At 29.1% G+C, this 25,622-nt stretch carries 27 protein-coding genes; all 27 read right to left on the bottom strand.

All coding sequences use genetic code 11. The features are described 5' to 3' along the window. A partial coding sequence (locus ACFDSN_RS06940; RefSeq protein WP_375239116.1) for a hypothetical protein occupies positions 1–1,161 on the bottom strand: 1,161 nt, incomplete at its 3' end. Between the two features lie 11 nt (positions 1,162–1,172). Beyond that, positions 1,173–2,381: a glycosyltransferase family 4 protein gene (locus ACFDSN_RS06935; protein ID WP_375239115.1), complete on the bottom strand. Its 1,209-nt coding sequence runs from the start codon at positions 2,379–2,381 to the stop codon at positions 1,173–1,175. 39 nt (positions 2,382–2,420) lie between these two features. Then, a complete protein-coding gene (locus ACFDSN_RS06930) occupies positions 2,421–3,197 on the bottom strand; it encodes a 2OG-Fe(II) oxygenase (protein ID WP_375239114.1) in 777 nt (258 codons plus the stop codon). A 29-nt stretch (positions 3,198–3,226) separates the two neighbouring features. Then, positions 3,227–4,084 carry an SDR family oxidoreductase gene (locus ACFDSN_RS06925; protein WP_375239113.1) on the bottom strand — a complete coding sequence of 286 codons (858 nt, stop codon included), beginning with the start codon at positions 4,082–4,084 and terminating at the stop codon, positions 3,227–3,229. Continuing rightward, positions 4,081–5,202: a non-hydrolyzing UDP-N-acetylglucosamine 2-epimerase gene (gene wecB, locus ACFDSN_RS06920; RefSeq protein ID WP_375239112.1), complete on the bottom strand. Its 1,122-nt coding sequence runs from the start codon at positions 5,200–5,202 to the stop codon at positions 4,081–4,083. Before wecB ends, ACFDSN_RS06925 begins: the two co-directional genes overlap by 4 nt. 11 nt (positions 5,203–5,213) lie before the next feature. Continuing rightward, positions 5,214–5,630 carry a sugar epimerase gene (locus ACFDSN_RS06915; protein ID WP_375239111.1) on the bottom strand — a complete coding sequence of 139 codons (417 nt, stop codon included), beginning with the start codon at positions 5,628–5,630 and terminating at the stop codon, positions 5,214–5,216. Positions 5,631–5,636: 6 nt separating this feature from the next. Next, positions 5,637–6,644, bottom strand: coding sequence for a polysaccharide biosynthesis protein (locus ACFDSN_RS06910; protein WP_375239110.1), 1,008 nt, complete (start codon positions 6,642–6,644; stop codon positions 5,637–5,639). Further along, positions 6,637–7,779: a glycosyltransferase gene (locus ACFDSN_RS06905; protein ID WP_375239109.1), complete on the bottom strand. Its 1,143-nt coding sequence runs from the start codon at positions 7,777–7,779 to the stop codon at positions 6,637–6,639. Before ACFDSN_RS06905 ends, ACFDSN_RS06910 begins: the two co-directional genes overlap by 8 nt. Positions 7,780–7,801: 22 nt before the next feature. Next, positions 7,802–8,680, bottom strand: a complete 879-nt coding sequence (locus ACFDSN_RS06900; protein WP_375239108.1) for a glycosyltransferase family 2 protein — start codon at positions 8,678–8,680, stop codon at positions 7,802–7,804. Further along, entirely contained in the window at positions 8,665–9,510 is an 846-nt protein-coding gene (locus ACFDSN_RS06895; RefSeq protein ID WP_375239107.1) for a hypothetical protein, read from the bottom strand. The genes ACFDSN_RS06900 and ACFDSN_RS06895 overlap by 16 nt, the downstream gene beginning before the upstream one ends. Before the next feature lie 6 nt (positions 9,511–9,516). After that, complete coding sequence (locus ACFDSN_RS06890) at positions 9,517–10,854, bottom strand: hypothetical protein (protein WP_375239106.1); 1,338 nt, start codon at positions 10,852–10,854, stop codon at positions 9,517–9,519. Positions 10,855–10,857: 3 nt separating this feature from the next. Continuing rightward, a complete protein-coding gene (locus tag ACFDSN_RS06885) occupies positions 10,858–11,685 on the bottom strand; it encodes a hypothetical protein (RefSeq protein ID WP_375239105.1) in 828 nt (275 codons plus the stop codon). After that, a complete protein-coding gene (locus ACFDSN_RS06880; protein ID WP_375239104.1) occupies positions 11,682–12,506 on the bottom strand; it encodes a hypothetical protein in 825 nt (274 codons plus the stop codon). The genes ACFDSN_RS06885 and ACFDSN_RS06880 overlap by 4 nt, the downstream gene beginning before the upstream one ends. Continuing rightward, positions 12,472–13,746 (bottom strand): lipopolysaccharide biosynthesis protein, encoded by a 1,275-nt coding sequence (locus ACFDSN_RS06875; RefSeq protein ID WP_375239103.1) that lies wholly within the window; start codon positions 13,744–13,746, stop codon positions 12,472–12,474. The genes ACFDSN_RS06880 and ACFDSN_RS06875 overlap by 35 nt, the downstream gene beginning before the upstream one ends. 6 nt (positions 13,747–13,752) lie before the next feature. Further along, positions 13,753–14,547, bottom strand: a complete 795-nt coding sequence (cysQ, locus tag ACFDSN_RS06870; RefSeq protein WP_375239102.1) for a 3'(2'),5'-bisphosphate nucleotidase CysQ — start codon at positions 14,545–14,547, stop codon at positions 13,753–13,755. Positions 14,548–14,549: 2 nt separating this feature from the next. Continuing rightward, on the bottom strand, positions 14,550–15,806 hold the full coding sequence (locus ACFDSN_RS06865; protein WP_375239101.1) for a sulfate adenylyltransferase subunit 1: 1,257 nt from the start codon (positions 15,804–15,806) through the stop codon (positions 14,550–14,552). A gap of 12 nt (positions 15,807–15,818) precedes the next feature. Beyond that, positions 15,819–16,724, bottom strand: a complete 906-nt coding sequence (gene cysD, locus ACFDSN_RS06860) for a sulfate adenylyltransferase subunit CysD (protein WP_375239100.1) — start codon at positions 16,722–16,724, stop codon at positions 15,819–15,821. Further along, positions 16,721–17,320: an adenylyl-sulfate kinase gene (cysC, locus tag ACFDSN_RS06855; RefSeq protein WP_375239099.1), complete on the bottom strand. Its 600-nt coding sequence runs from the start codon at positions 17,318–17,320 to the stop codon at positions 16,721–16,723. The genes cysD and cysC overlap by 4 nt, the downstream gene beginning before the upstream one ends. Then, positions 17,320–17,772: a DUF2061 domain-containing protein gene (locus tag ACFDSN_RS06850; protein WP_375239098.1), complete on the bottom strand. Its 453-nt coding sequence runs from the start codon at positions 17,770–17,772 to the stop codon at positions 17,320–17,322. The genes cysC and ACFDSN_RS06850 overlap by 1 nt, the downstream gene beginning before the upstream one ends. A gap of 94 nt (positions 17,773–17,866) precedes the next feature. Beyond that, positions 17,867–19,150 carry a nucleotide sugar dehydrogenase gene (locus tag ACFDSN_RS06845; protein WP_375239097.1) on the bottom strand — a complete coding sequence of 428 codons (1,284 nt, stop codon included), beginning with the start codon at positions 19,148–19,150 and terminating at the stop codon, positions 17,867–17,869. Between the two features lie 5 nt (positions 19,151–19,155). Then, the gene (locus ACFDSN_RS06840) at positions 19,156–20,139 is read right to left on the bottom strand and encodes an SDR family oxidoreductase (RefSeq protein WP_375239096.1); all 984 of its coding nucleotides are present in this window, start codon (positions 20,137–20,139) and stop codon (positions 19,156–19,158) included. Between the two features lie 208 nt (positions 20,140–20,347). Continuing rightward, on the bottom strand, positions 20,348–21,076 hold the full coding sequence (locus ACFDSN_RS06835) for a hypothetical protein (RefSeq protein ID WP_375239095.1): 729 nt from the start codon (positions 21,074–21,076) through the stop codon (positions 20,348–20,350). An 18-nt stretch (positions 21,077–21,094) separates the two neighbouring features. Further along, a complete protein-coding gene (locus tag ACFDSN_RS06830; protein WP_375239094.1) occupies positions 21,095–22,702 on the bottom strand; it encodes a hypothetical protein in 1,608 nt (535 codons plus the stop codon). Next, entirely contained in the window at positions 22,703–23,065 is a 363-nt protein-coding gene (locus tag ACFDSN_RS06825; RefSeq protein ID WP_375239093.1) for a hypothetical protein, read from the bottom strand. Between the two features lie 87 nt (positions 23,066–23,152). Then, on the bottom strand, positions 23,153–24,280 hold the full coding sequence (gene gmd, locus ACFDSN_RS06820) for a GDP-mannose 4,6-dehydratase (RefSeq protein WP_375239092.1): 1,128 nt from the start codon (positions 24,278–24,280) through the stop codon (positions 23,153–23,155). A 28-nt stretch (positions 24,281–24,308) separates the two neighbouring features. Beyond that, complete coding sequence (locus tag ACFDSN_RS06815; protein WP_375239117.1) at positions 24,309–25,259, bottom strand: GDP-L-fucose synthase family protein; 951 nt, start codon at positions 25,257–25,259, stop codon at positions 24,309–24,311. A 151-nt stretch (positions 25,260–25,410) separates the two neighbouring features. Further along, a partial coding sequence (locus tag ACFDSN_RS06810; protein WP_375239091.1) for a hypothetical protein occupies positions 25,411–25,622 on the bottom strand: 212 nt, incomplete at its 5' end.

Raw genomic sequence — 25,622 nt, 5'->3', positions numbered from 1 at the left:
GTAAGATTTAAATTTTTCTAATTTTAAATTTGATTCTTTTGAATAGATTGAATCATTAACCTCAAAATCATTTGGATATACTAACTCCACAAATAGACTTGTACTTCTATTATCTACCTCAAATATTTTAACATCGTCTTTAGAAGCATAAAAACTATTCAACAATTTTTCTGCATTTAAGGCATCAGCTTCTTTATTAAATTTCATTAAGAAATCCCTTGACATTCTTGGTAAAATTTCTGAGAAATTTTTAATACCAATCATCTCTGCAAACTTAACATGTTCTTTAAGACGCCAATAGAATGTTAAATGTTCATGTGGCTGCTGATGTAGACCAGTTGCTATTATTATTTTGACATTTTTTAATTTCAATAATTTTTCAATCTGTTTATCGTATTCAGAGAGAATCTGAATCAACGGATCAAAACCTTTAGGACAATACCAATCTGGATTTTTTAAATTTCCTTGATATGCCTTTGAATTAAATAAATAATGATGCTGTATATGAGCTCCGGAATTTAAAAACAAATTAGAAAAATCAGGTTTATTTTTTTTCCAAAGTGTTAAATGAACATCAGCTAATAAACTATCAAGAATTAAAGCTTTAGCTCCTGGATTTTTTGCTTTGGAAACTGTTTTTACATAATGAAACCATCTTGAGATCGGAACATACAATAAAAGTCCAAGACCTAATGAAATCATTGATTTCAAATTTAATTTTGATTTAGCATTATCATTTACTGATTGATGTACGGCATGATACAATGCTTTTACAATCCAATTCCCAGAAGGGTTCGTTTTAGTCCAAGGGTCTGGAACAAAAAAATAAGGATTTTTTAAACGATTTTCTGCATTAAAGGGAGAAACCGCACCAACTGAAAGCCCTTCAGCTTCCAATTCTTCAAATATCTGAGAAAGTTCGAGGTTATTAACAATGTCTCCTAAACGAAAAATATTATGTTCTTTGTAACTTTTTCCTGAATGTATAGTTACCCATTGCACCCACGGCTCTAATAGTCTATACTCATTTTCTGAAACTGTTTCTATGGGAGGTTGTATTTCAAAAATTTTTTTAAAATTAGGCAACAAACCTTGATTTATATAAAATTGTATATAATCAAAATTAAGCTCGTTTAAACCTAATAAAATAGTCTTATTCATTATATTTTTTTTTAATTATTAAAGATATTTATTATTTTGTTTAATTGTTTTTCTCTTTCAAATTCAGTTTCGAAATATAATCTTGCCTTATTTCCCATTACCTCTTTTTTATTAGAACTTAATTTTAAAAAAGTAATTATTGACTTTGAAAATGACATAAAATCCTCAGATGGAGAAACTAAACCACATTCTGCCTCTAAAATAACTCTCCCACCTTCACCATCCAAATTAGCTATAATTGGTTTTGAACAAGCCATATAAGATTGAATTTTGTTTGGAATTGTCATCGAAAAAATTAAATTTTTTTTAAGCGTTACTAACATAGCGTCTGCATGTACAAAAAAATAAGGCATTTCTTCACTTGGATAAGAACCTAAAAAGAAAAAGTTTTTCTGCAAGCCTAAATCAGTAATTTCTCTCTCAATTAATTCTCTTTGGCGTCCGTCACCAAGTATAACCCAATTAACTTTTACCCCAGAATCATTTAGATATGAAGCAGATTTAATAATTGTATTAAAACCTTGAGCTTCACCAATATTTCCAGCAAACATTAAAATAGGCCCATCTTTGGGCATAATTTTTTTATATCTATTATTAGGATCTACTTTCTTATAAAATTTTTCTGTTGAGTTTGGTAAATAAATAAGTTTATTCTTATTTACTTTTTGATTTAAAATATATGGGATGAATGCCCTTGACTGAACAAGTATTTTTTCACTTTGCCAATAAATGAATCTTGTCAAGTTATCTACTAGATTTATAACATATTTATTTTTTACACCCCCTGCGGCGGTAATACTTTCAGGCCATAAATCTTGGACCCAGAAAAAAATTGGAGCATTAAATCGAAATTTAGCAATAATAGCAGGAATACCAATAGTAACAGGAGAGGCCTCATAAACTAATATTTTATCAAACTTATCTTTAATAAATAAAACTCTCAATGACGCTGATAGAGCTAAAGATAAATAATTTAAAAACAATCTAATTGAAGATCCATTTCCTCTGGGGATGACAGGGGACCTGTATATAGTAATCCCTTCATAATTTTCTTTTTTATTTCTAGGAAATGAATAGCCTTTATAGAACTTACCTTTAGGATAGTTAGGCAATCCAGTAAGTACTGAAACATTATGACCTTTATCTAATAATCCCTTCGCAACATCATTTATTTTTAAGTTTTCGGGCCAAAAATAATGAGTTACCACTAATATATTCATAAGTTTGGTTTATACTTTAGAGTTAATTAAAAACAAATATCAAGAAAAATCTCTAGTTTTATTTCCTCTTTTATCTAACCCTCCTCTTTTTTTCCATAATGCTGAATGAGGTTTGTTTACATCTACATGCTCACTTGGTCTATTTTCTAAAGTGTAATAATATAGAATTATAGATTTTCTATTTTTTGAATCGGGAAAATTTAAAGGATCTGGTAAACCATGAAAACTTTTATCATGTGTATCAAAAATTACAAGTCTGTTATGAAGTGGTGCTATTTTTTTAATAAGATTGTCCCCAGTTTCGTCATACAAACCAAACTCTCCTCCCCAACCATCTTGCCAATCTGGATTTAAGTAAAGAATTGCATTAATTCTTCTATTTAAACCTGTTGCATCGTGATAGTTGCCATCTACATGTACATCTAATAATCCTCCAGAAACTGTAACATTTAAACCCCCTCCAGAGAAATATGGATCCGGAATTAACTTATTGATGCCTATTGCATCTGACATTGCATTTAAAAAGATAGAAGAGTTCATAACTCTTAATGCTGGCAGTAACTCATCAGGAATATCAAATTCTGATTTCCAAGTAGATCTTTGTTTAACTTCAATATCGCTATCATTAGAAATATCCCAGGTATCTGAATCTAGACTTGGGAAATTATTATATAAACCTTCTGCAAATTCTTTAGGAAAGAAATTATCTATAACTATATGCCTAAATGGCGTGATAAAATTATTAACTTCTCTTTCTGAATTTTTAATTTTTTCTCCGCATATTTCAGCTACTTCTTTTAATTCTTTTTGATTCATCTTTATTTATTTTTTAATTTTATTTCTTATTAGTAATAATGGAAATAGAGATCATTAAAAGAAATCATCCATTCCTTCATTTCTAAAACCATTTTTTTATAAGATGGCACTGTATAATCAAAATCGGTTCTTGTACTTATTAAACTTTTATCTACTTTGTAATCAGTCTTTTTTGTGATCATTGTTTTCCCGTCTTTGAAAACAGTATTGAATTCTTTAACTAAGTTGTATTTAGAAATTTTACTATTATTTACAAAGTGATATAAACCACTTAAATCTTGTTGAATGGCTTCATTTATTCCTTTTGCTAATTCTATTGTGGTTACTCCAGACCAATAGGCTTCTGTAAACCCAAATATTTCATCTGTTTGATTCATAAACCAGTGGAATAAACCAATCCCATTTTGCTTTAATTCTGGACCAACAATAGATGTTCTAAACGTTAAATCTTTAGAATTAACAACTTCTCCTAATGCTTTAGATTGTGCATAAAACCCAATTCCATTTTTAAAAGAATCTTCTTTATAACCACCTTCCTTACCAGAAAACACGCAATCTGTACTAATGTGAATTAGCTTAAAATTGTATTTTCTTCCATAAGAAGCTAATAGTTGAGGAAAATAACTATTAAACCAAACAGCTAATTCAGGATTATCCTCTGCAGTTTTATTTAATAAGCCAATACAATTTATTACAATATCAAAAGAACTCTCTTTGAATATTTGTTCTAATTTATTAGTATCAGAAACATCTAAATTAAAAAGATTTTCATTAGAATTAACATTCCTAGCTATACCGATAACTTGGTAATTATTTAAACTTTCTAAATAGGTCTTAATGACATGTCCAGCCATTCCTTTACAACCAATTACGAGTACTTTTTTCATTTGTTCCAAATTACTTTATCCACGATATTTGTATAACTTTGAATTACTTTTACAACTCTTTCCGAAGTGTTTTTTACATTATACTCCCATGGCAAATCTGAATGCTCATTAACAGATAAACCTTTAGTGATTTCTATGGCATTTAAAACCTCATTTGTACTAATTCCGCCTAAAACAACTGTTCCTGCATCTATTGCTTCTGGTCTTTCAGTACTTGTTCTTATACTAACAGCCGGAAAACCCATCATTGCAGATTCTTCACTAATTGTTCCACTATCAGATAATACTACATAGGCATTTTTTTGAAGGCTTACATAATCAAAAAAGCCAAGCGGTGGTATATTTTTAATTAATGAATGAAACTTAATTTTATTTTTTTCTATTCGATTTTTCGTTCTTGGATGAGTAGAGAATATAATAGGTTTTTGATACTTTTCTGCAACCGTATTTAAAGATGCTGCTAAAACCTCGAAATTATCGTTTAAATCAACATTTTCCTCTCGATGAGCACTAACAACAAAATAATCATTATTCTTTAAATTAAGTCTAGCAACAACATCACTCAGGTTAATTTGATCCGCATATTTATTCAAAACCTCTCTTAAAGGAGAACCAGTGACAAAAACGTGATCTTTCCTAAAACCTTCACTTAATAAATATCTTCTACTATGTTCAGTATATGTAAGATTAATATCTGAAATATGATCTGAAATCTTTCTATTAATTTCTTCTGGCACATTTTGATCGAAACATCTATTACCAGCTTCCATATGAAAGATAGGTATTTTCAATCTTTTTGCAGCTATTGTACTTAAAACACTATTTGTGTCACCAAGGACTAAAAGAGCATCTGGCTTTTCAGAACTTAGTATTTCATAAGATTTTGATATAACATTTCCAATAGTTTGTCCTAAATGATTACCTGCAACACTTAAGAATAAATCTGGCTTTCTTAACCCAAGGTCTTCAAAGAATATTTCATTTAATTCATAATCATAATTTTGACCTGTGTGAATTAGAATATGATCAAAATATTGATCACATAACTTAATGCACTCAGCTAATCTAATAATTTCAGGACGTGTGCCTAAAATTGTAGCAACTTTAATTTTTTTCATTTTAATATTTTTTATTCTTTAAAGTAATCTGTTGGGTATTTATAGTCGTCACTAATAGTACCTAATTTATAATCTGACATGACCAATAACTTCGAAGATTTGATCATCGCTTGAATACTACTAACATATCCTGCAGGTATGTGTAAAACATCTGTATTTTCACTAGAGATTTCAAAAGTGATTTTTTCTAGTTTTTTTGATGGATTTTCCCAATCATGGATTTTAATTATTTCTATTTTAAATTTTCCAATAGTAGCTGAAAACCATCTCTGTTCTATTTTATGTCCCTGCCAACGTCTTTTAAATAAAGTATCTACATTTTCGATTAGATACATCCGCTTTACCAAAGACATATCAAAGTCATTATTAAAATTTAATATCCCTCTTTCATCTTTGTGATTTCTTCCTGAAATTAGAGTAGGTGTCATTTTTTATTATTTTTCTAATTCAGATTGAATCAAAGGTAATCCTTTTAGTAAATTTTTTATACCCTCAATATCGCATTGCTCAGTATTATGAGAATTATAATCTTCTATTTCGAGAGAATTTTCTTTACCTTCAGAAAAATATCTAGCATAGTTTAAGTCTCTGTTGTCTGAAGGAATTCTATAAAACTCTCCCATGTCCTCTGCCTTACTCATTTCTTCTTTTGTACACAGCGTTTCATATAACTTTTCTCCGTGACGCGTCCCGATAATTTTCACTTCATTTTCTGTGTTGAACATTTCTTTTAAAGCTTCTGCCAAATCACCAATAGAGCCAGCTGGTGCCTTATTGACAAACAAATCTCCAGGTCTACCATTTTTGAATGCAAATAATACCAATTCTACAGCTTCATCAAGCGACATTAAGAATCGTGTCATTTTAGGATCAGTAATCGTAATACTTTCTTTATTTTTAATTTGATTTACAAACAGTGGAATTACAGAACCACGAGATGCCATAACATTTCCATAACGAGTTAAGCACACAGTCGTATCAGAACAATTTCGAGAAGCCGCAACAGCAACTTTTTCCATCAAAGCTTTAGATATACCCATTGCATTAATAGGGTAAGCAGCCTTATCTGTACTCAAACAGATTACTTTCTTCACCTTATTAAAATCTGCAGCCTCTATTACATTTTGTGTTCCAAAAACATTAGTTTTAGCTGCTTCGATGGGAAAGAACTCACACGATGGCACTTGTTTTAAAGCTGCGGCATGAAAAACATAATCAACTCCTCGCATAGCTTTTTCAATGCTCGAGTAATCTCTAACATCACCAATATAAAATTTTAATTTCGAGCTTTTAAGACGAGTTCTCATATCATCTTGTTTTTTTTCATCTCGTGAAAAAATACGAATTTCTTTAAAATGATCCGTATCTAAAAAACGGTTTAATACTGCATTACCAAAAGATCCAGTACCTCCCGTAATTAAAAGTGTTTTATTTTTAAGCATGACTTAATATATTTTTAATAAAATTAAATGTTTCTAATGATGTTTTTTTCCAATTATAACTTAAAATATTTTGATGAGATTTTTTTGCGTTTATATATCTTTCTTCGGGGGAAAGTAGAAAAGATAGTAAAGTATTAAAAATTGAAACTGTTGATTCTGCATCAAAATAAAAGCCTCCATCTTTTAAAAACTCAGGCATAGGTTCTTTGTTGCTACAGGCTATTGGGGTTCCTGAACTCATAGATTCTAACAAAATATTAGGCATATTTTCACATGTTGAGGCATATATAATACCATCAGAGTTTTTATAAAATGATTCAATATAATCATAATCGACATTTCCATTAAAAAAAATAAACTCTTTATTTTTATCAACTCTATTAATCATTTTAAAAAGTTTTTTTCCTGATGATTTAAAAATAACCCCACCTACTAGGTCTAAAGTCACAGGATAGCCCATCTCTCTGAGTTTTGAAATAGCCTCCACTACATTCCATTGGTGCTTATATACATGAACTGTTGAAACGTACAAAAATTTAAATGGCTTTTCAAAACTATAATCTGTAATTTTTTTTTGATTTTTAACTTTACTCCAAAATCTTGAAGAAATACCATGATGTATGATTTTTTTTTGTTTCTCTTTTAATGGGAGTTTATTTGAAATATAATATTTAGCATAATTTGAAATAAATATAATGCCCAAAGAATTTTTAAAACATTTTTTTTGCTTTTTATAATTTAACCAAAACCTTAAAATTTCTTTAGGAGAATTAATCTGAAACCATATATCTCTCTCAAAAAGCAACATATTTCTAGAGATTCCAACTAATGGTTTAAAATCACCTAAATAATCTCCAGTTATTGACAAAAGTATATCGCATCTTTTTTTTATTTCTTTATCATATTTAAAATATTGAAAATACACTCTAGATAAAAGGTTAGAATTAAATTCCGGAAATGAAATTTTTTCTATAAAATTATTATTTTCAATTAAATTCAATGTTTTCAATGAACTAAATACAATAATACTTTCAATATCAGTAAATTCTTCTCTATCAAAACTTGATAGTATTTCTTTCAAATGGGTTACCCCTCCCCCTTTAACAACATTTGATGCATCTATTCCTATTCTCATTTGTAATCTAGATATGTAATTATCAATTTTTAAATTTGATTAATAAGTTATAAACTATGCTTAAAATTGTGTATTCATTTAATATTGAAAAATAATTGACGCTTTTTTTAAAACTTTTCAAAAAATTATTATGCTTAATAAACAATTTTAATCGTCTATATTTTAGTGCTTTTTTCATAGAATTATATTCAGAATGACTAGGAGGTATGTATGATTTCAAATAAGATGATAGTAATCCCAATTGTTCACTATCATGAGTGAAAGTTTTCTTATTGTATGTTATTGAATCCTCCTCTTCATATTTGTAGAAAATTTTGTCTGACAAAATAATACCCTTATCCTCATTACTTAAAATTGATATCCAAGCTAACCAATCTTCTTTAATAGTAAACTCTGTATTAAAAAGGTTTTCATTTTTTAAAAATGCTCTATTAATACCTACACTACTTGTCCCAATTCGATTATCATATAAAATGGTCTTCAATATATTTTTTGATTTCTGGTATGGTCTAGTTTTTTTAAGTTTGTTATCTTTAAATAATATATGACCTCCTGAAATAATTACAGCATCATTGTTAATTAAGTAATTTAGTCTTTTTAATAGGGTGTTTTTTATCCATTGATCATCTGAATCTAAGAAAAACAACCATTTTCCTTTAGCATTTTTAATTCCTAAGTTTCTTGCGCTACTAACTCCATTATTATTTTGATGTATAACTTTAACATTATTATAATTATATTCAAAAAATGAATAATCTCCATCTGTAGAGCCATCATTTACAACTATTATTTCAAGACAAAATTTATCTATTTCTTGATTAACAACACTTTCGATTGCTAATGATAATCTAGTAAACCTGTTATAAACTGGTATTATTACTGAAATTAAATTTTCATCCATCTTGTCGGGACTGTTTTAGTGTTTAAAAAATTATCAAAAACATTGATAGATTCTGATTTTAAAGCAAAAACATTTTCTGCTATCCATGCCGCCCACCAATAATAACTACTATTATTAAAAAACAATTTATTGCCTTTAGCAAAAACTAACATCGTTTCAAAATCTGTAAGATTTTCTTCATCACCAAAGATAAATTGTATATTTTGGTTATTGTAAAATTCCTCTAGCAAAGGATTTTTTTTATAAGTAAAAACTACAGCTTTTTCATTATTATCTAGCCCCTCAAGGATTTTATTTAAAAATAATTTAACATTAAAAGGCTTTCCATCTTTGTTATAATCAGTAGGATTTGTAGTTTCTTCATATAAGCGAATACCTATTGATATATATTTTTCAGGAAGATCAATAGTAACGTGATTAGTAATTGAAATGAGTTTTTTAAATCGTATGATAAGTTCATCTCTTACATTTTTAAAATATGTTTCTGACTGAAAATAATCATCTAAAATATATTTTATTGTATTCTGCTTATGGTAACCATCAAAATTTTCATCATTAATAATTTTACTTTTATTAAAAAACTCATATGTGTTTTTTAAAAAATCTCTTCTTCTAAAAAACCTCTTGTAAAACATAAAATCAACACTATTCTTTTCATTTAAAATATTATTTAACTGAAAATTTCGATTATAAACTTTATCTCGTTTGAAACCAGTTGAACAATCTACTGTCAAAATATATTCTTGTTTTTTTGCTAAACTTAAACCTGCAGCAAACTGAAACAACTGGTTACCTAAGCCACCTCTTAAAAAAACATGAATTTCTTTCATAAATAATTATTTTAATATTTTTAGTATTGTTTTTTTAAAAATTCTTATAAATCTAGCGATTATATACAATAATAATAAAGGAAACCATATTTGATAAATTTGAAGTGGAATATCACTTAACCATATTTTTGGTTCCATAAAGCCCCAAGGCTTAAAGCTAGATATTAGCATTGCAAGTCCTATGTAATTAGTTTTTGCCTTAAAAAAACTTATGATTAAGGAAACAAATAAAGCTGAAACAATTGGGAAAAACAAAACACCAATTATTCCTAGTTCCCAAAACATATGACCTCCAGAGCTAAACTCTACCATGTTAGTTGAATACTTATTAACACTCGCTGAATATATTTTATACATTCCCTGTGAATATAAGTCATTCCCGTCCAAAGTAGAAGGATGAGGTTTATTTGGCCAAACACTTCTAGGAATTATACCTACGGCACTATTCAATATTGGATTGAAACCAGCAGCTTCATCGTTAAAATATAAATGTACAAATTTCGAACTCATTCTTGCCATCATCCCAAATCTAAAATCTATTTCTTCAAAGAATGTTCTTCCGGAGGTTTTTGATTCATTATCATAACCAGTAATAGAAAAAGAACCTCTACTTGATGTTTCAGATTTATCCACATCTAATGATAATTGAGGAAAAGAACCAATTAAGGTTATAAATATTATTGAAATAACAGATAAATATAAAATATGTCTTCGCTTAAATCTCCACTTATTATAAAATAGATAAAGAGATAGAAGAGTTAAAATACTGTAAACAATAAAACCTCTTGTATTAACCATTAAAATGGTCGTAAATAATACAAGGGCAATTAAGATTTTAAGTAACCAATTCATTTTTTTAAAATGAAAAAGTAGAATAATAGCTAAAGGTTGTCCTAAAAATTGAGCTAAACTTTTAAAAAACTCCAATTGATTTTTAATCAAACCAAAAGTCAAGTTTTCAAGAATTGAAGCAGCATTACTGTAAAGAGTAATAAGTAAAACCAACATAATTAATAAATTCTCTTTTATTCTAACTCTTTTAAATTTCAATAAAGGAAGTATAGTTATGATAGCTATAATAAATATAAATGTTGAAACTAGCTCAATAATATATAAAAAAACATATTCAAAATGATCTATTTTATATAATTTCCAATATTTAAAATCATCTAGTAAGTCTAATATAGGTGTTGCTAAATAATACGCTAAAACTTTCCAGCCCATAAAGAATAATAATATATGGCCATATAGATTAGAATGTTTAATAAACCATGAATATCTACTTACAACTAAAGTCAGTATTATTAAAGAAAGTAAAAAAGCAATAATAATTGAGAGTATCATATATTATTTTAATTGAAACCTATAAAGATTATAATCCTTACCCTGCTCATTTATAAATGATATCTTAATTTTTTCTTTTTTGTAAAACTGGAGAAGGCTTATATGGGGACTCATATGGAAATTCTCAAATTCATCAAATAATCTTGACAACTTTAACATATAAGCGTAGTTTCCATAAGTCCATGTATCACTGACATGGGGATAATTTATAAAGGAGGTGAGTGAATACTTTAAAGCATTAGGTTGTACTTTAGCTATCTTAGATAATGGAAACAGATTGACGATTCTGGCTAGAAATGGTAAAAGAGTAGAACTGTAATTTGAAGAATCTCCTAAAAAAATTTTATTTTTAAAAACAGGAAGTTTAAATGAAGAAGTAAGAACTAAATCATATCTTAATAATAAAATATTATCAAATTTGAGGTTGTTTTCTTTTGAGAATTTGTCAGCAAGTAATATACTACATTGAGTACTATACCATCTACTTTTAACTTTAGAAGCATAACTAATCATACCTTCTTTATCAGAACCAAATCTCCTCTTAAGATATAAATCGTATTTCATCTGATTTCCAAAGTTGTATTTGTTAGTAAAATCATCTTCAAGCTGAAATATTCTTTGATCTTCAATAATTAAATTAGTGAAAGGAAGATCTAATAATTTATCAGTATTTTCACCTGACCACAAATGTCCAAAAAAATATGAATCTTTATTTAATGTTATTATCTGATTTATAGTTTTTGATAAACACTCAAGAGCTAATTCTTTTTTAACACCATTTGAATTGTTATACCAACCCATGTTACCAAAAAAACATATTGCTAATTTCATTTTTTCTTTTTTATTTTTGCACTGAATCTCAGAACTCTATCGACTACTCTTAATTTTCTGTTTAATCTAAATAACGAGATTCTAAACTTATTTTTTGTTCCTGATATTTCATTTATTTTAAAATCACCCCATTTGTGAAAATATTCAAACCCCTTTAATTTAAATAAACTTAAAAATTTGACTCTAAGTAACATAATATTTAATCCAAAAGTAGTATAAGAAATATTAACTCTTGGAGGATTATCAAAGGTAATATTAAATTCTTTTTTAAAAAGATTTAACCCATCATTTTCCAATTGAAAACTTAAAACAGAATTAAAATATTTTTCTAACTTTTCAATTAAAATTTTTGGTTTATAATGACTCTTTGAAAAAGAAATATTTGAATAAATAGCCTCTCTACCTTTAGATAAATCATCAATAAAAAAAGAATCAGGAAGCCTTCTTACATCACTAGCTAAAGCCTGTTTATATATGCTTTTAAAGTAACTTTCATTTTGTCTAAAGCCTACTATTATTTTCACACAACTTCCTGTTAATAAATGAAGACGATTTATGGAATAATCCCAGTAAATTGGATCCCATGATATTAAACCTTCATATGATAAGAAAACTTTCTTTTCAGAAAATATTTTTTTTAACTCAACTTCGTATTTACCATGCTTTAAGTACATCTTTATTTTAAGAAGAGTTGACTGATTTAGAAAAGGACTAATGTAAAAATAGTTTTCATGTTTTTTTTTTATAAGCGGAATTAGTTGCTTTTGTATAGAGCTTGAGGCAACTTTACCTAGGCCTATATGTATGACGTGATTTTGCATATAAAATTATGATAATAAATAAATAAATAAATGTTGTAAAAAGTAAACCAATGCCAATGGCATTTGCCCCGAAAATCAAATATAAAGAATAAGATAGTGGAAAATAAAAAATAAATACTATGTTTCTATATTTGATATATGTTTTTGGCAAGCTCAAAGACTTGAAATAATTTTCAAAAAACATTGAACAAGAATAAAAAGCAGAAGCAATAAATAAAATTAAAAAAATTAAAGTATCAGAATATGAGGATAATATTATATTAATTAAATATTCACCAGCAGTTAAAAGAATAATTAAAGAAAATAAAATAGCAAAGACGTAATATTTTAGAATTAGATATACATTACTTCTTAGCTGAGTAAAATGTTTTTCATCTACTAAATTATACCAATGAGGAGTTACATAAATTGATACTGACGATATAATTAAGGTTAATGGAACCCAGGCAAACTGAAAATTCGCATTATAAACACCTACTTCTTGAAATGTAAAAAAATGTTCAATTAATATTTTATCTCCTTGAAATGCAATAAACATGATAATATTTCCTAAGATAAAAGGTTTTGAAAATTCTGTAATTTTTAATTTTTCTTTTTTTAAATTATTTAATTCATTTATAAATTTTGTTTTGTTAGATATGATTTTGAAAATATAAATATAATGAATGATACATTGAATAAGTTGGAATACTATAAAGACATAAACAACATTTAGAATATTATTAAATTTTAATAAAAATATAGTAATAATTTGAAAAAATAGAATTAAACTTTCTATGATGGTGTAATGAACTTGATACCCTAAATTATTTAAAACTTGATTATTAAATCTTGAGAAAGCTTTCAATAAAGAAAAAAAAAGTAAAAGGAAAATTAATATATCATACCCTTTTTCATTTATCAAATATATTAGTATAATAAATGATAAAAAAAAATAGATTTTTAAGAATTTACTTGAAAAATATTTGTAAAATTTATAAAATAAAGATGATCCACTTTTCAGCAACAATGAAGATCTTCTTAAATAACCTGGAAAATAAAAATTACCAGCTACTTGACCTGCAAAAGTAAAAAAAAAGAGGTAATAAGAATATTTGCCATACCCTGATTCATTTATTGTTCTAGTTATTAGAATAATTAAAGCGCTTGTTAAAACAAAATGTAAAATCTGATTTATAAAAAAAATAACTTTTTTATTTGAATCGTTTAGTTCTATATGATTAAAAGTAAACTTTAACATAATTTATTATAATCGATTTATTACAAAACTATTATTTAATAGTTTTTTTTTGTTGTATAACAATTTTTTTTTTTTTTTCCAATCAATTACTTTAAACCCTGCATGAGAACATATTGCTTGACCTGCAGCTGTATCCCATTCCATAGTGGGTGCAAAACGCGGGTAGCAATCTGCAGTACCTTCTGCGACCATACATAATTTTAAAGAACTTCCTTTAGATATTAAATTAACTTCCCCATGGATATCTCTCATTTTCTGAATATAATCTTTTGTTTCTGATGACATATGAGATTTACTGACTACAATAGTATAAGTTTTATTTGCACCTTTTAATGGTAGTTTATTTGCGCTTGAAATTAATGTATCCAAATTATAGCTATCAATATTAACTTTTACTTTAAAGGCACCTGTTTCTTTTGTAGAAAAATATAACTCACTTGTTACTGGAACAAAAATAACTCCCATGATCGGTTTTTGATTTTTTATCAAAGCAATATTTACTGTAAACTCCCCATTGCGCTTTATAAACTCTTTAGTGCCATCTATAGGATCTACAATCCAAAGTTCGTTCCAACCCTTTCGCTCTTCATAAGCAATGGACTTACCCTCCTCAGAAAGGACTGGGATATCAGTCTTTGTTAAAAAAGACGTAATTACGTTGTGTGAAGAGGTATCTGCTTTTGTTAAAGGAGAGTTATCTCCTTTAATTTCGATATCAAACTCTCTAGAATGGTAGATTTCTAAGATAGCCTTACCCGCCTCTAAAGCAGCACTAATGGCAGTATTTAACAATTGTTTCATCATTAAATAATCATACCTGCTCCAATAGTTTCATTGGTTTGTTCATCTATAATAATCAGACTTCCAGTTTGACGATTTCTTTTGTAGACATCATAAAACAAAGGTTTAGAAGTACGTATGGAAATACGACCAATGTCATTCATTTCTATTTTATCAATACCTTCTATACGGTGCAATGTATTGATGTCTATTTTGTATTTTAATTCTTTAACCAATGCCATACATTCATTAGTGGTGTGTTTTACAACTACCTTTGTACGCGCTTGTATAGGATTACTACTCATCCAAGTCACCAAAACTTCTAGATCTTGACCTACTTCAGGGACGTTATTTTCTCGCACAATCATGTCTCCCCGGCTGGTATCTATTTCATCTTCTATAGTCATCGTAACCGACATAGGAGCATAGGCTTCCGCAATTTGCTCACCATTTAATTCAATGGTTTTAATAGTTGATACAAATCCTGAAGGCAAGGTTTTTACTGTATCACCAGGCTTAAAAACACCCCCGTCAATACGGCCTGCAAATCCTCTAAAGTCTTGATTTTCTAGAGTATGTGGACGAATAACCGATTGAATAGGAAAACGACAATCTATATGATTATAATCACTAGAAATATGAACCGTTTCGAGATGGTACAACATGGTACTTCCTTTGTACCAACCCATATTTTCAGATTTATTAACCACATTATCTCCTTCAAGCGCTGAAATTGGAATAAATTGAATGTCGCTAATATCTAATTTAGTCGCAAAAGCTTTAAAGTCTGCAACAATTTTGTTGTAAACATCTTCATTATAATCCACCAAATCCATTTTATTAACACAAACAATCGCATGTGGTATGCGTAATAAAGAGGCAATAAAAGAGTGTCGGTGCGTTTGTTCTAACATCCCTTTTCGTGCATCAATCAGAATAATGGCTAGATTGGCAGTAGATGCCCCTGTAACCATATTTCTAGTATATTGGATGTGCCCTGGCGTATCTGCTACAATAAACTTTCGTTTTGGCGTTGCAAAATACCGGTAAGCCACATCAATAGTAATACCCTGCTCTCGTTCAGATTTTAATCCATCAGTAAGTAAAGATAAATCTACATAATCAAATCCTTTACTTTTACTTGATTCTTCAACAGCATCCAACTGGTCTTGAAATATCGATTTGCTATCATATAGTAATCTTCCAATTAAAGTACTTTTACCATCATCTACGCTTCCTGCAGTTGTAAATCTAAGTAATTCTATATCTTGATAATCCATGTTTTTATTTTTTTAAAAGTAACCTTGTTTTTTACGATCTTCCATAGCAGTTTCAGCACGTTTATCATCTGCTCTACCACCTCGCTCTGTAGTTCTGGTAGTAGCTATCTCCTCAATGATCTTCTTTAGATCATCTGCCTCTGATTCTACAGCTCCTGTAATAGGCATGTCTCCACAAGTTCTATAGCGAATGGTCATATTCACCACTTCTTCGCCTGGTTTGAGTTTTATAAATTCAGAATTTGCTAATATGACACCATCACGAACTACGCAATCACGTTGGTGCGAAAAATAGAGTGAGGGTAAATCAATATTTTCTAATTTTATGTATTCCCATACATCCATTTCTGTCCAGTTAGAAATAGGAAACACACGGAAATGTTCTCCATAATTTTTTCGTCCATTGAAAAGATTCCACAATTCTGGACGTTGGTTTTTAGGGTCCCATTGTCCGAATTCATCACGGTGTGAGAAGAAACGCTCTTTGGCACGTGCTTTCTCTTCGTCACGTCGTGCACCCCCCATAGCAGCATCCACTTTGTGTTCTTCTAAAGTATCTAACAAAGAAACAATCTGCAGTGCATTTCGTGATGCATCTGCACCTGTTTCTTCTTTGGCGCGTCCCTTGTCAATTGATTCTTGTACAGAACCAACGATTAATTGAATCCCTAATTTATCAACTAAAGCATCACGAAAAGCAATGGTTTCAGGAAAATTATGACCTGTATCAACGTGAATTAAAGGGAATGGTATTTTTGCAGGGTAAAAGGCTTTTTTAGCCAAATGAGTTAGTAAAATGGAATCCTTTCCTCCAGAAAACAGCAATACAGGGTTCTCAAATTGAGCTGCTATTTCGCGGATTACAAATATGGCCTCAGATTCTAACTCACGTAAATGATTGATTACATAATTACTCATGTGTTTGATTTTAACTTTTTATTTATAAATTCTAAGATGATTTTTACAGTTTCTTCAATAGGTTGTCCATCAGTAACAACCTCTAAATTAGGTTTTATGGGAGCCTCATATGGGGCAGAAATTCCAGTCATATTTTTTATTTCTCCAGATCGTGCTTTTTTGTAAAGGCCTTTCACGTCTCTTCTTTCACATTCCTCTAGCGATGTGTTTACAAAGATTTCAATGAAATTATCTGTACCCACAATTTGTTTAACTTCTTCGCGATCTTTAATGTAAGGTGATACAAAAGCAGCTAAAGTAATTATACCAGCATCCAGTATCAAATTACTAATTTCAGCGATACGTCGTATATTTTCTGTTCTATCTTCTGGTGCGAAACTTAAATCTTTATTAATACCTTGTCTGATATTATCTCCATCTAATATATAAGTAGATAAACCTTGATTATGTAATGCAATCTCAACCAAATTGGCCAAAGTCGATTTCCCAGAACCAGACAAACCAGTAAACCACAGCAAATAGGATTTGTGTCCATGCAATACCTCACGCTGGATTTTAGTGGTCTTATAATTTTGTTTTACTGTATGTAAACTCATTAGTTTTTATGATTTCTTTTATCTTTAATTTTTTTTAAACGCTTCTCTTTATTTCTCATATCCAACCCAAAATTAATTTTATACCATAATTTTTCATGTCCAAAATATAAAATCATTTTTGAAATGGTCTCAACACCACCAATCTTTAAACTAGTAAAAGGATTACCAGTTAAAATCCAGCCAAAAAGAACAGTGTCAATAGTGCCAATAAAACGCCATGAAAAAGTTTTAATGATATGTCGCTTATTAGAATCTGTAATAGTTGAATTAAACCAAAAGCGTTCATGGATATAATACCAGATGATTTTAGTAATAGCTGTAATTCCAGATAAATTTAATCCATCAGTCAAGTCTCCAGTAATAAGCCATGTAAAAATAAAAGTATCGATTGTGCCAACAAGTCTCCAAGTTAATGATTTTGCAATATGTCTTTTACTTATACTTAACTTCAATTTTTAATTTATTATAATTAATATTACCTAAAAAAAACAAAAATGATATTCAACCATTAACTCTTTAAAGCAAATAATTGTTATACTTTATAAGTTAGAGAGTTCCATCTACAATATTTTTATCAATAAAACTCTTAACGTCATAAATGATAGCATTCTTATTTTTTAAAGACAAGAAATCTAATTCATTGAATTTACTGTGCGATACAGTCAATACTATCGCATCAAATTTTTCATTGGGCAAAGATTTTGAGGATTTTAAACCGTATTCAAGATTTACTTCTTCTTCATTAGCCCAAGGATCATGAATTGTTATATTAGCTCCATAATCTTTCAATGCGTTTACAAGGTCTACTACTTTCGTATTCCTAACATCTGGACAATTTTCTTTAAATGTGATTCCTAAAACAAGGATCTTGGATCTATTCACAGGAATATTTTTCTTTATCATGCATTTTACAATCTCAGAAGCTACATAATCTCCCATTCCATCATTTAATCTTCGTCCAGCTAAAATAATTTCAGGATGATATCCATTCTCTTGAGCCTTCTGGGCTAAATAATAGGGATCAACTCCAATACAATGTCCTCCAACCAAACCTGGTTTAAAAGCTAAAAAATTCCATTTTGTTCCAGCTGCTTTCAATACGTCATGTGTATTGATATCTAAAATATTAAAAATCTTTGCTAATTCATTCACAAATGCAATATTAATATCTCGTTGAGAGTTCTCAATTACTTTGGAGGCTTCCGCTACTTTTATTGTTGGCGCCAAATGAGTACCTGCTGTGATAACTGATTTATATAAGTTATCTACTTTCAAGCCAACCTCTGTTGTTGAACCAGAAGTAACTTTTAATATTTTCTCAACCGTATGCTCTTTATCCCCTGGATTGATTCTCTCTGGTGAATACCCAGCATAAAAATCGGTATTGAATTTAAGTCCAGAGGCTTTCTCTAATACCGGAACACAATCTTCTTCAGTTGCTCCCGGATACACGGTAGATTCATAAATTACGATATCTCCTTTTTTTAATACGGCCCCTACTGTTTCACTTGCGTTTATAAGTGGAGTTAAAATGGGTCTATTATTTTTATCAACAGGTGTTGGAACTGTGATAATGTAGTAATTACAATCCTTGATTTCATCCAATTGATTGGTGCAAAATAATCCATTAGAATCAGAGTCTTCACTGACGAGTACCGATTGTAATGTTTGGCTATCTACTTCTAAGGTTGTGTCAACTCCCGACATTAATTCGGATATTCTATCGGTATTGATGTCAAATCCAACAACTGAAAATTTAGTTGCAAAAAGTCTTGCCAATGGTAAACCTACGTATCCTAAACCAATGATTGCAATTTTATCTTTTTTCATGCTTTTTATAAATTTTTCCAATACCATTTCACAGCTTCTTTCAACCCTTGCTGCAGTGTAAACTGTGGATTATAATTTAAGTTTTCTTTTGCTTTATCAACACTTGCATGAGAATGAGGTATATCACCTGCTCTATTTGGCCCGTAAGTAACGGCTACATTTGAAATTTTAGAATCGAATTCAGATAAATACTCCTTTAAGTATGCCATTAAATCGTTCAAGGTATTACGATCGCCATAAGCTACATTATAGACTGTATTAATAGCTTTTTTATTAGTTGTTACAAGGCTTAATAAATTCGCTTGTATCACATTATCAATGTATGTAAAGTCTCTTGAATAATTGCCGTCTCCATTAATAATTGGAGATTCTCCATTCATTAATTGGCTTACGAATTTTGGAATTACCGCAGCATAGGCTCCATTTGGATCTTGCCTTCTTCCAAATACATTGAAATATCGAAGTCCAATCGTTTCAAGTCCATAGGTTTTCGAAAAAATATCTGCATATAACTCATTAACATATTTAGTAATGGCGTATGGTGATAAAGGTTTTCCAATAATATCCTCAACTTTTGGCATTGATTCTGAATCTCCATAAGTAGAAGAACTTGCAGCATACACAAACCTCTTTACTTCATTATCTCTAGAAGCTACTAGCATATTTAAAAAACCACTCACATTAACATCATTGGATGTAATTGGATCTTTAATAGATCTAGGAACAGATCCTAGTGCTGCCTGGTGCAGCACATAATCCACATTTTTAGTAGCTCTTAAGCAATCATGTAAATTGCGTATATCACCTTCAATCAATTTGAAGTTTGGATTTTCTTTAAAACTAGCTAGATTCTCTCTTTTTCCGGTAGCAAAATTATCTAAGCAAACTACAATATTCTCTTTATTCAAAAGTTCTTCACATAAGTTTGAACCAATAAACCCTGCTCCACCAGTTACCAAAACTTTTTTATTTACTATATTTACTTTCATTTTTTTCTTTAATACTTATTAAAACTTTAATTATCACACTTTTTAAAAAGACACAAACAACTTCGTATATTATCACAAAGTTTTTACTGAAAATTTATTTAACATCTTTTGGCGTTATTTTTGATTAGGTAAATATTGCATCATTGTTCTTAAATGATTTTCTTACTATGATAGTATAATATTTAGTAACTGAATCTACTAATATTAATTATGAATTAAAAGTTAATTTTAAATTTTCATACTCTTTAGGAGTACCTGAAAATAATGTTTCGTTATTATTTAATAGTACGTACTTTACATTTAATTTTTTTTTAATAAGTATATTGTACATTGGAGCTACAAATAATTCATTATAATTATTTACAATTTTAAGTTTTTCAAAAGTTTCTTCAAATAAAGTAACTGAATTAAAATAGTATAATCCATTAGAACATAAATCTGAGATTTTTATTTTTTCCGTGGTTCTTTTTACGTAATTATCAAATAAGGGCTCAGCAAAAGACCAATGTTCACCATTTCCTTTAAAAACTTCTAAATAGCCAGCTATATTTTCTAAAAAATCTGATGTTGGTTTCAGAAAGTTAACTCTTATGGAATCAATATTAAAAATATAAATTGGCTCATTTTTATTTATGATTGTCCTCATAATATTTAAACCTATTGCAATTGTATCTGCCTGTCCCTTAGTGTCATAATCTATACAAACAATTTCATATTTTTTTATTTTAAGCTCACTACACTTTTTTGTAACAAACTCTTTAGAGTTATCATCTGTACGTGTTATAAATAGAAAAAAATCAGTTTCAAAATATCTTTTAAAACTATTTACAGCTTCTTCAAATACAGTTTTTATACCTAATGGTAACATAAATTTGGGCAAGGTATAGCCAGCATTATAAAATCGGCTACTTTTACCTGCCATAGGAATAATTATCATAACAAAGTGTGTTTATATTTAATCATAAAATAATTTATACGCATTTAACAACAATGCTATTTGTCTATCTTCATCTTCATCATGCAAAGGCAACATAGAAATAAATAAGTTTACTATAGATGCATGAATAAAATTTTTATCTACTTCCATTTCTTCTATTTTGTTATAGAAAAAATCTTTTAACAATTCTCGAGACTTATGTTGTAAACTAAAATTAAAATTTAAATCTTCTTTATTTCTCTCTAAATTATAAAAACCAGTTACTATGTAATCATAATTACCTAACAGTGAGTGGCCAAGTTTAGCAATATCATACCTATAATCTCCAATTATTTTGTTTTTTGAATCGAAACTATTATCTAAACCTCCTCTTGGATCTATTAATTTAATAGTACTACTTCTAGTATCTGATAAAATATTACTAAAACACAAATCACCATGCATTAATGTAAACTTATGAGATTTAGAATGGTCTAATCCTTTTTTTAAGATTTTTAAAATAGATTTTGTAAATGAGTTTAATGAAGGATATATTTTATTGTTTATAACAACCTGCTTATCTTTATCAAAACATGTTTTTTCAGAAAATTCACTTACTCTTTTTTCAGTTTTTGTAATATATAATTGATTCAGCTGTTTAAGAACATCTTCTTTAGAATATTGTTCAAAAGTTATTTTACTAGATTTTTTTATAAAAAGAAAAACTTGATTTATTATATTATAGTAAACAAAGTCTGGGAGGTTACCAAAAACCCACTTTTCTTGCAATGTAGGTGCTCCAACGAACTCTATTTTGTAGGATGATTTATTATTTTTAGCTTTAAAACCCCAAACTCCAGGAGTAAAAATTGTAAATGCTTTTGGTAACTGCTCAAACCATTTATATTCACTCTCCATTTTATTTGAATTATTACTAGTTTTTTTAATAAAGTTAGTATTTGCTATAACTTGATTAAAATTTCTAGTAACATTTAATTCCATTTTTGATTTATAATACAAATTAGAATGCCCAAAGTCTAGCCATCCTGATTTTAAAACAACTTCAAAATTATTTTTATTATGATAGTTTTTTAAAGCTGTTTCAAAAGAGTTATATTTGATAAGTTCTTGCTTGAAGAGATAGGGCTTACTAAAAGAAAAATAACCAGCAATAACAGGTTGTTTATATGTATCATTTTTTATTTGATCATCACCAATAACATCAGCTAAATGACCCCATTTATAAAACATATCAGTAAAACCATAATAAAGTAAATCGACTTTCTGATCTAAGCTTTCAAATGATGTATCTCCATGAAGTATATACAATTCTTCTAAATTATTTTCTTTTTCGAAGTGATTAAGAAAACTTAAAATTGACTGAGCAAGGTTTAGATTTGGATTAGTTCTATGTATGATTACATTATTATTAGAAAGAAATTTTTCATCTCTTTCTAATAACTTATAGTTATCAGGCAATGTAACTATTTTGACAGCATCAAATTCTTTAATATTCTCTACCTGCAGCTCTATTAATCTTTTATGCCCTATAGGTAAAAAAGATGATGGCAATAAACCAAAATCTGACGTTATCTCTGCGTTTGAGTACGCACCTGAGGTTATTAAAAAAACTTTATTTTGGACCACTTAGTCTATAATTTTTTTTATTTCTTCATAAGATTTTGATGTAAATTCATCTGGCCTAATTGTTTTATCATCCACATAAAACCCATCATTACCACACCAAGGCTTACCTACATATATTTCATCAAAAGGGACGTTATGTTTTTCTAACCATTTAAAAACTATAGGTAATGTTTTAGCTGTAATTTTCCCTATATTAGATTCATGAGTTCTCATATTTCTAGCTGTAAATAAAATTATATTAAAACCATTTTGTTTATATTCTATGACTTTATTGATGACATCTATATTTGGTGAAACTAAATTATAATCTTTATTATCTCCAAGTGTAAGTGTTTTATCAATATCCATTACTAAATTTTTCATAACCTATATATATTTTTTTTTAAAAATAATCTTTTAAATATTGTACTTTATTTATTTATTAACTTAAATTCCAGGACCTATATAACTTTATTCAGCCTGTTTTAAAATTTTATGTCCAGCCTTCAACAAATCAACATCCTTTTTCATCAATTTAACATCGCTTTCCATCATATCTTTCACCAAATCTGCTAATTCATATTCCGGCACCCAACCTAATTTCCTCTTCGCCTTTGAAGGATCTCCAATTAACAAATCTACTTCTGTTGGACGGAAATAAGATGGGTCTACAGATAAGACTTCTTTCCCTATTTCCAATTGATAATCTTTGTGATTACACACTGTAACATATGCTTTTTCTCCTACCCCATCTCCTTTAAACTCTAATTCGATTCCAACCTCTCCAAAAGCCAAACGCACAAATTCACGAACTGTGGTAGTAACTCCTGTGGCAATTACCCAATCTTCTGGTTGGTCTGCTTGCAAAATCATCCACATCATTCTAACATAATCTTTCGCGTGCCCCCAATCTCGTTTAGCTTCCAAATTCCCTAAATAAAATTTATCTTGGATGCCTAATGCTATTTTAGAAACTGCACGAGTAATTTTCCGAGTTACAAAAGTTTCACCTCTTCTTGGCGATTCATGATTGAACAAAATACCATTACATGCAAACATGTTATAGGCCTCTCTATAGTTTTTAGTAATCCAAAATCCGTATATTTTTGCAACTCCATAAGGCGATCTCGGATAAAATGGTGAGTTTTCATCATAAAATCCATTCTTGTTTTTATTCTCTGGCATCCCTCCATATAATTCAGAAGTTGAAGCCTGATATATTCTTGTTTTCTTTTCTAAACCTAAAATTCGAACTGCTTCTAAGATTCTTAAAGTACCCAATCCATCAATATTACCAACATATTCTGGCGTATCAAAAGAAACAGCAACGTGAGACATTGCCCCTAGATTATAGATCTCATCTGGTTGTGTTTCTTGAATAATTCGGGTTAGATTCATTGCATCGGATAAATCTCCGTAATGCAACTTTAACCTTTGGTCAGGATGATGTGGATCTTGATATAAATGATCAATCCTAGCAGTATTGAATAGAGATGATCTTCTTTTGATGCCATGCACCATATATCCTTTTTCTAACAATAACTCTGCTAAATAAGATCCATCTTGCCCTGTAATTCCTGTGATTAAAGCTACTTTCATAGTTTTCATTTTTATTTTATTAAAAGTTCTATAATTTAACTTTTTTTAATCTCTCTATATTCTCTAAATACCAAGAATAAGTTTTTTTAATTCCTTCTTTTAACTCTGTACTATATTCCCAGCCTCTTTCTTTCATTTTGGAAACATCCATGAGTTTTCTTGGAGTACCATCTGGTTTACTGGCATCCCAAATAATTTTCCCTTGATGTCCTGTAACCTTTTGTATGGTCTCTGCCAGTTCTTTAATCATAATATCTTTTCCAGTACCAATATTATACAAATATTCTGGTAAATTGTTTTCTAAGGCATACACAACGGCTTCAGCCATGTCATCTACAAACAAAAACTCTCGCATTGGGGTTCCGCTTCCCCAGAGCGTTACGTCTGAATTGTTATTTATTTTAGCTTCATGAAATTTACGAAGCATAGCAGGCAATACATGCGAAGACTGTAAGTCAAAATTATCAAAGGAACCATACAAGTTGGTAGGCATTAAACTAACATAGTCTTTCTTGTATTGTTTGCGTATTGCTTGGCAAGCTTTTACTCCAGTAATTTTTGCAATGGCATACCACTCATTGGTAGGTTCTAAAGAATCAGTTAGAAGGTATTCTTCTTTTAAGGGTTGTGGAGCAAACTTCGGGTATATACATGAGCTCCCTAAAAAAATAAATTTATAAACATCAGCTTTATGTGCGCCATCTATTAAATTATTTTGAATTTGCATGTTCTCCATTAAAAATTGGTATGGAAAATCATTATTAGCAAGAATTCCTCCCACTTTTGCTGCAGCATCAATGACTACCTCAGGTTTTTCAGTCGCATAAAAATCAAGTACTGCTTGTTGATTTCTGAGATCCAATTCTGCACTAGTTTTTCCAACTAGGTTAATATAGCCTTTGGATTCTAGCTCTCTCCATACTGCAGACCCCACCATACCTCTATGACCTGCGATGTATATTTTAGTGCTTTTTGTTATCAACTGCATATCTATTTTTTCTCGACTACCACCGGTAGTCAGTCTTTTTTATTTTTTTACAGCTCACTTAAACTGAAAACATTACTTTAAGTTACGGCTTCACCATCACTACTCACAGTAATGGAAATATATAACCTAAAAAAACAACTGATTAATTCAGTTGAAATGATACGATGGCTCCTAGTTTTTTTAACTGAGCCAAGCAATTTTTTCCTTTCACAGAGATCACGGTTGCTTCCTTTTCTAACAATGGAACTTTCACCGTTTCACCTACTGCTAACTCTTTTTTATTTGAGTAATAGGTGTTCTCTAAATAATATTTCATTGCCAACACTTCTTCATTAGAAACCTCAGCTCGTTTTT

The organism is Aurantibacter sp., assembly GCF_042094015.1.
Lineage (GTDB): Bacteria > Bacteroidota > Bacteroidia > Flavobacteriales > Flavobacteriaceae > Aurantibacter.
Note: the sequence above shows the minus strand (reverse complement) of the source record. Positions and strands in the feature narration are given on the sequence as shown.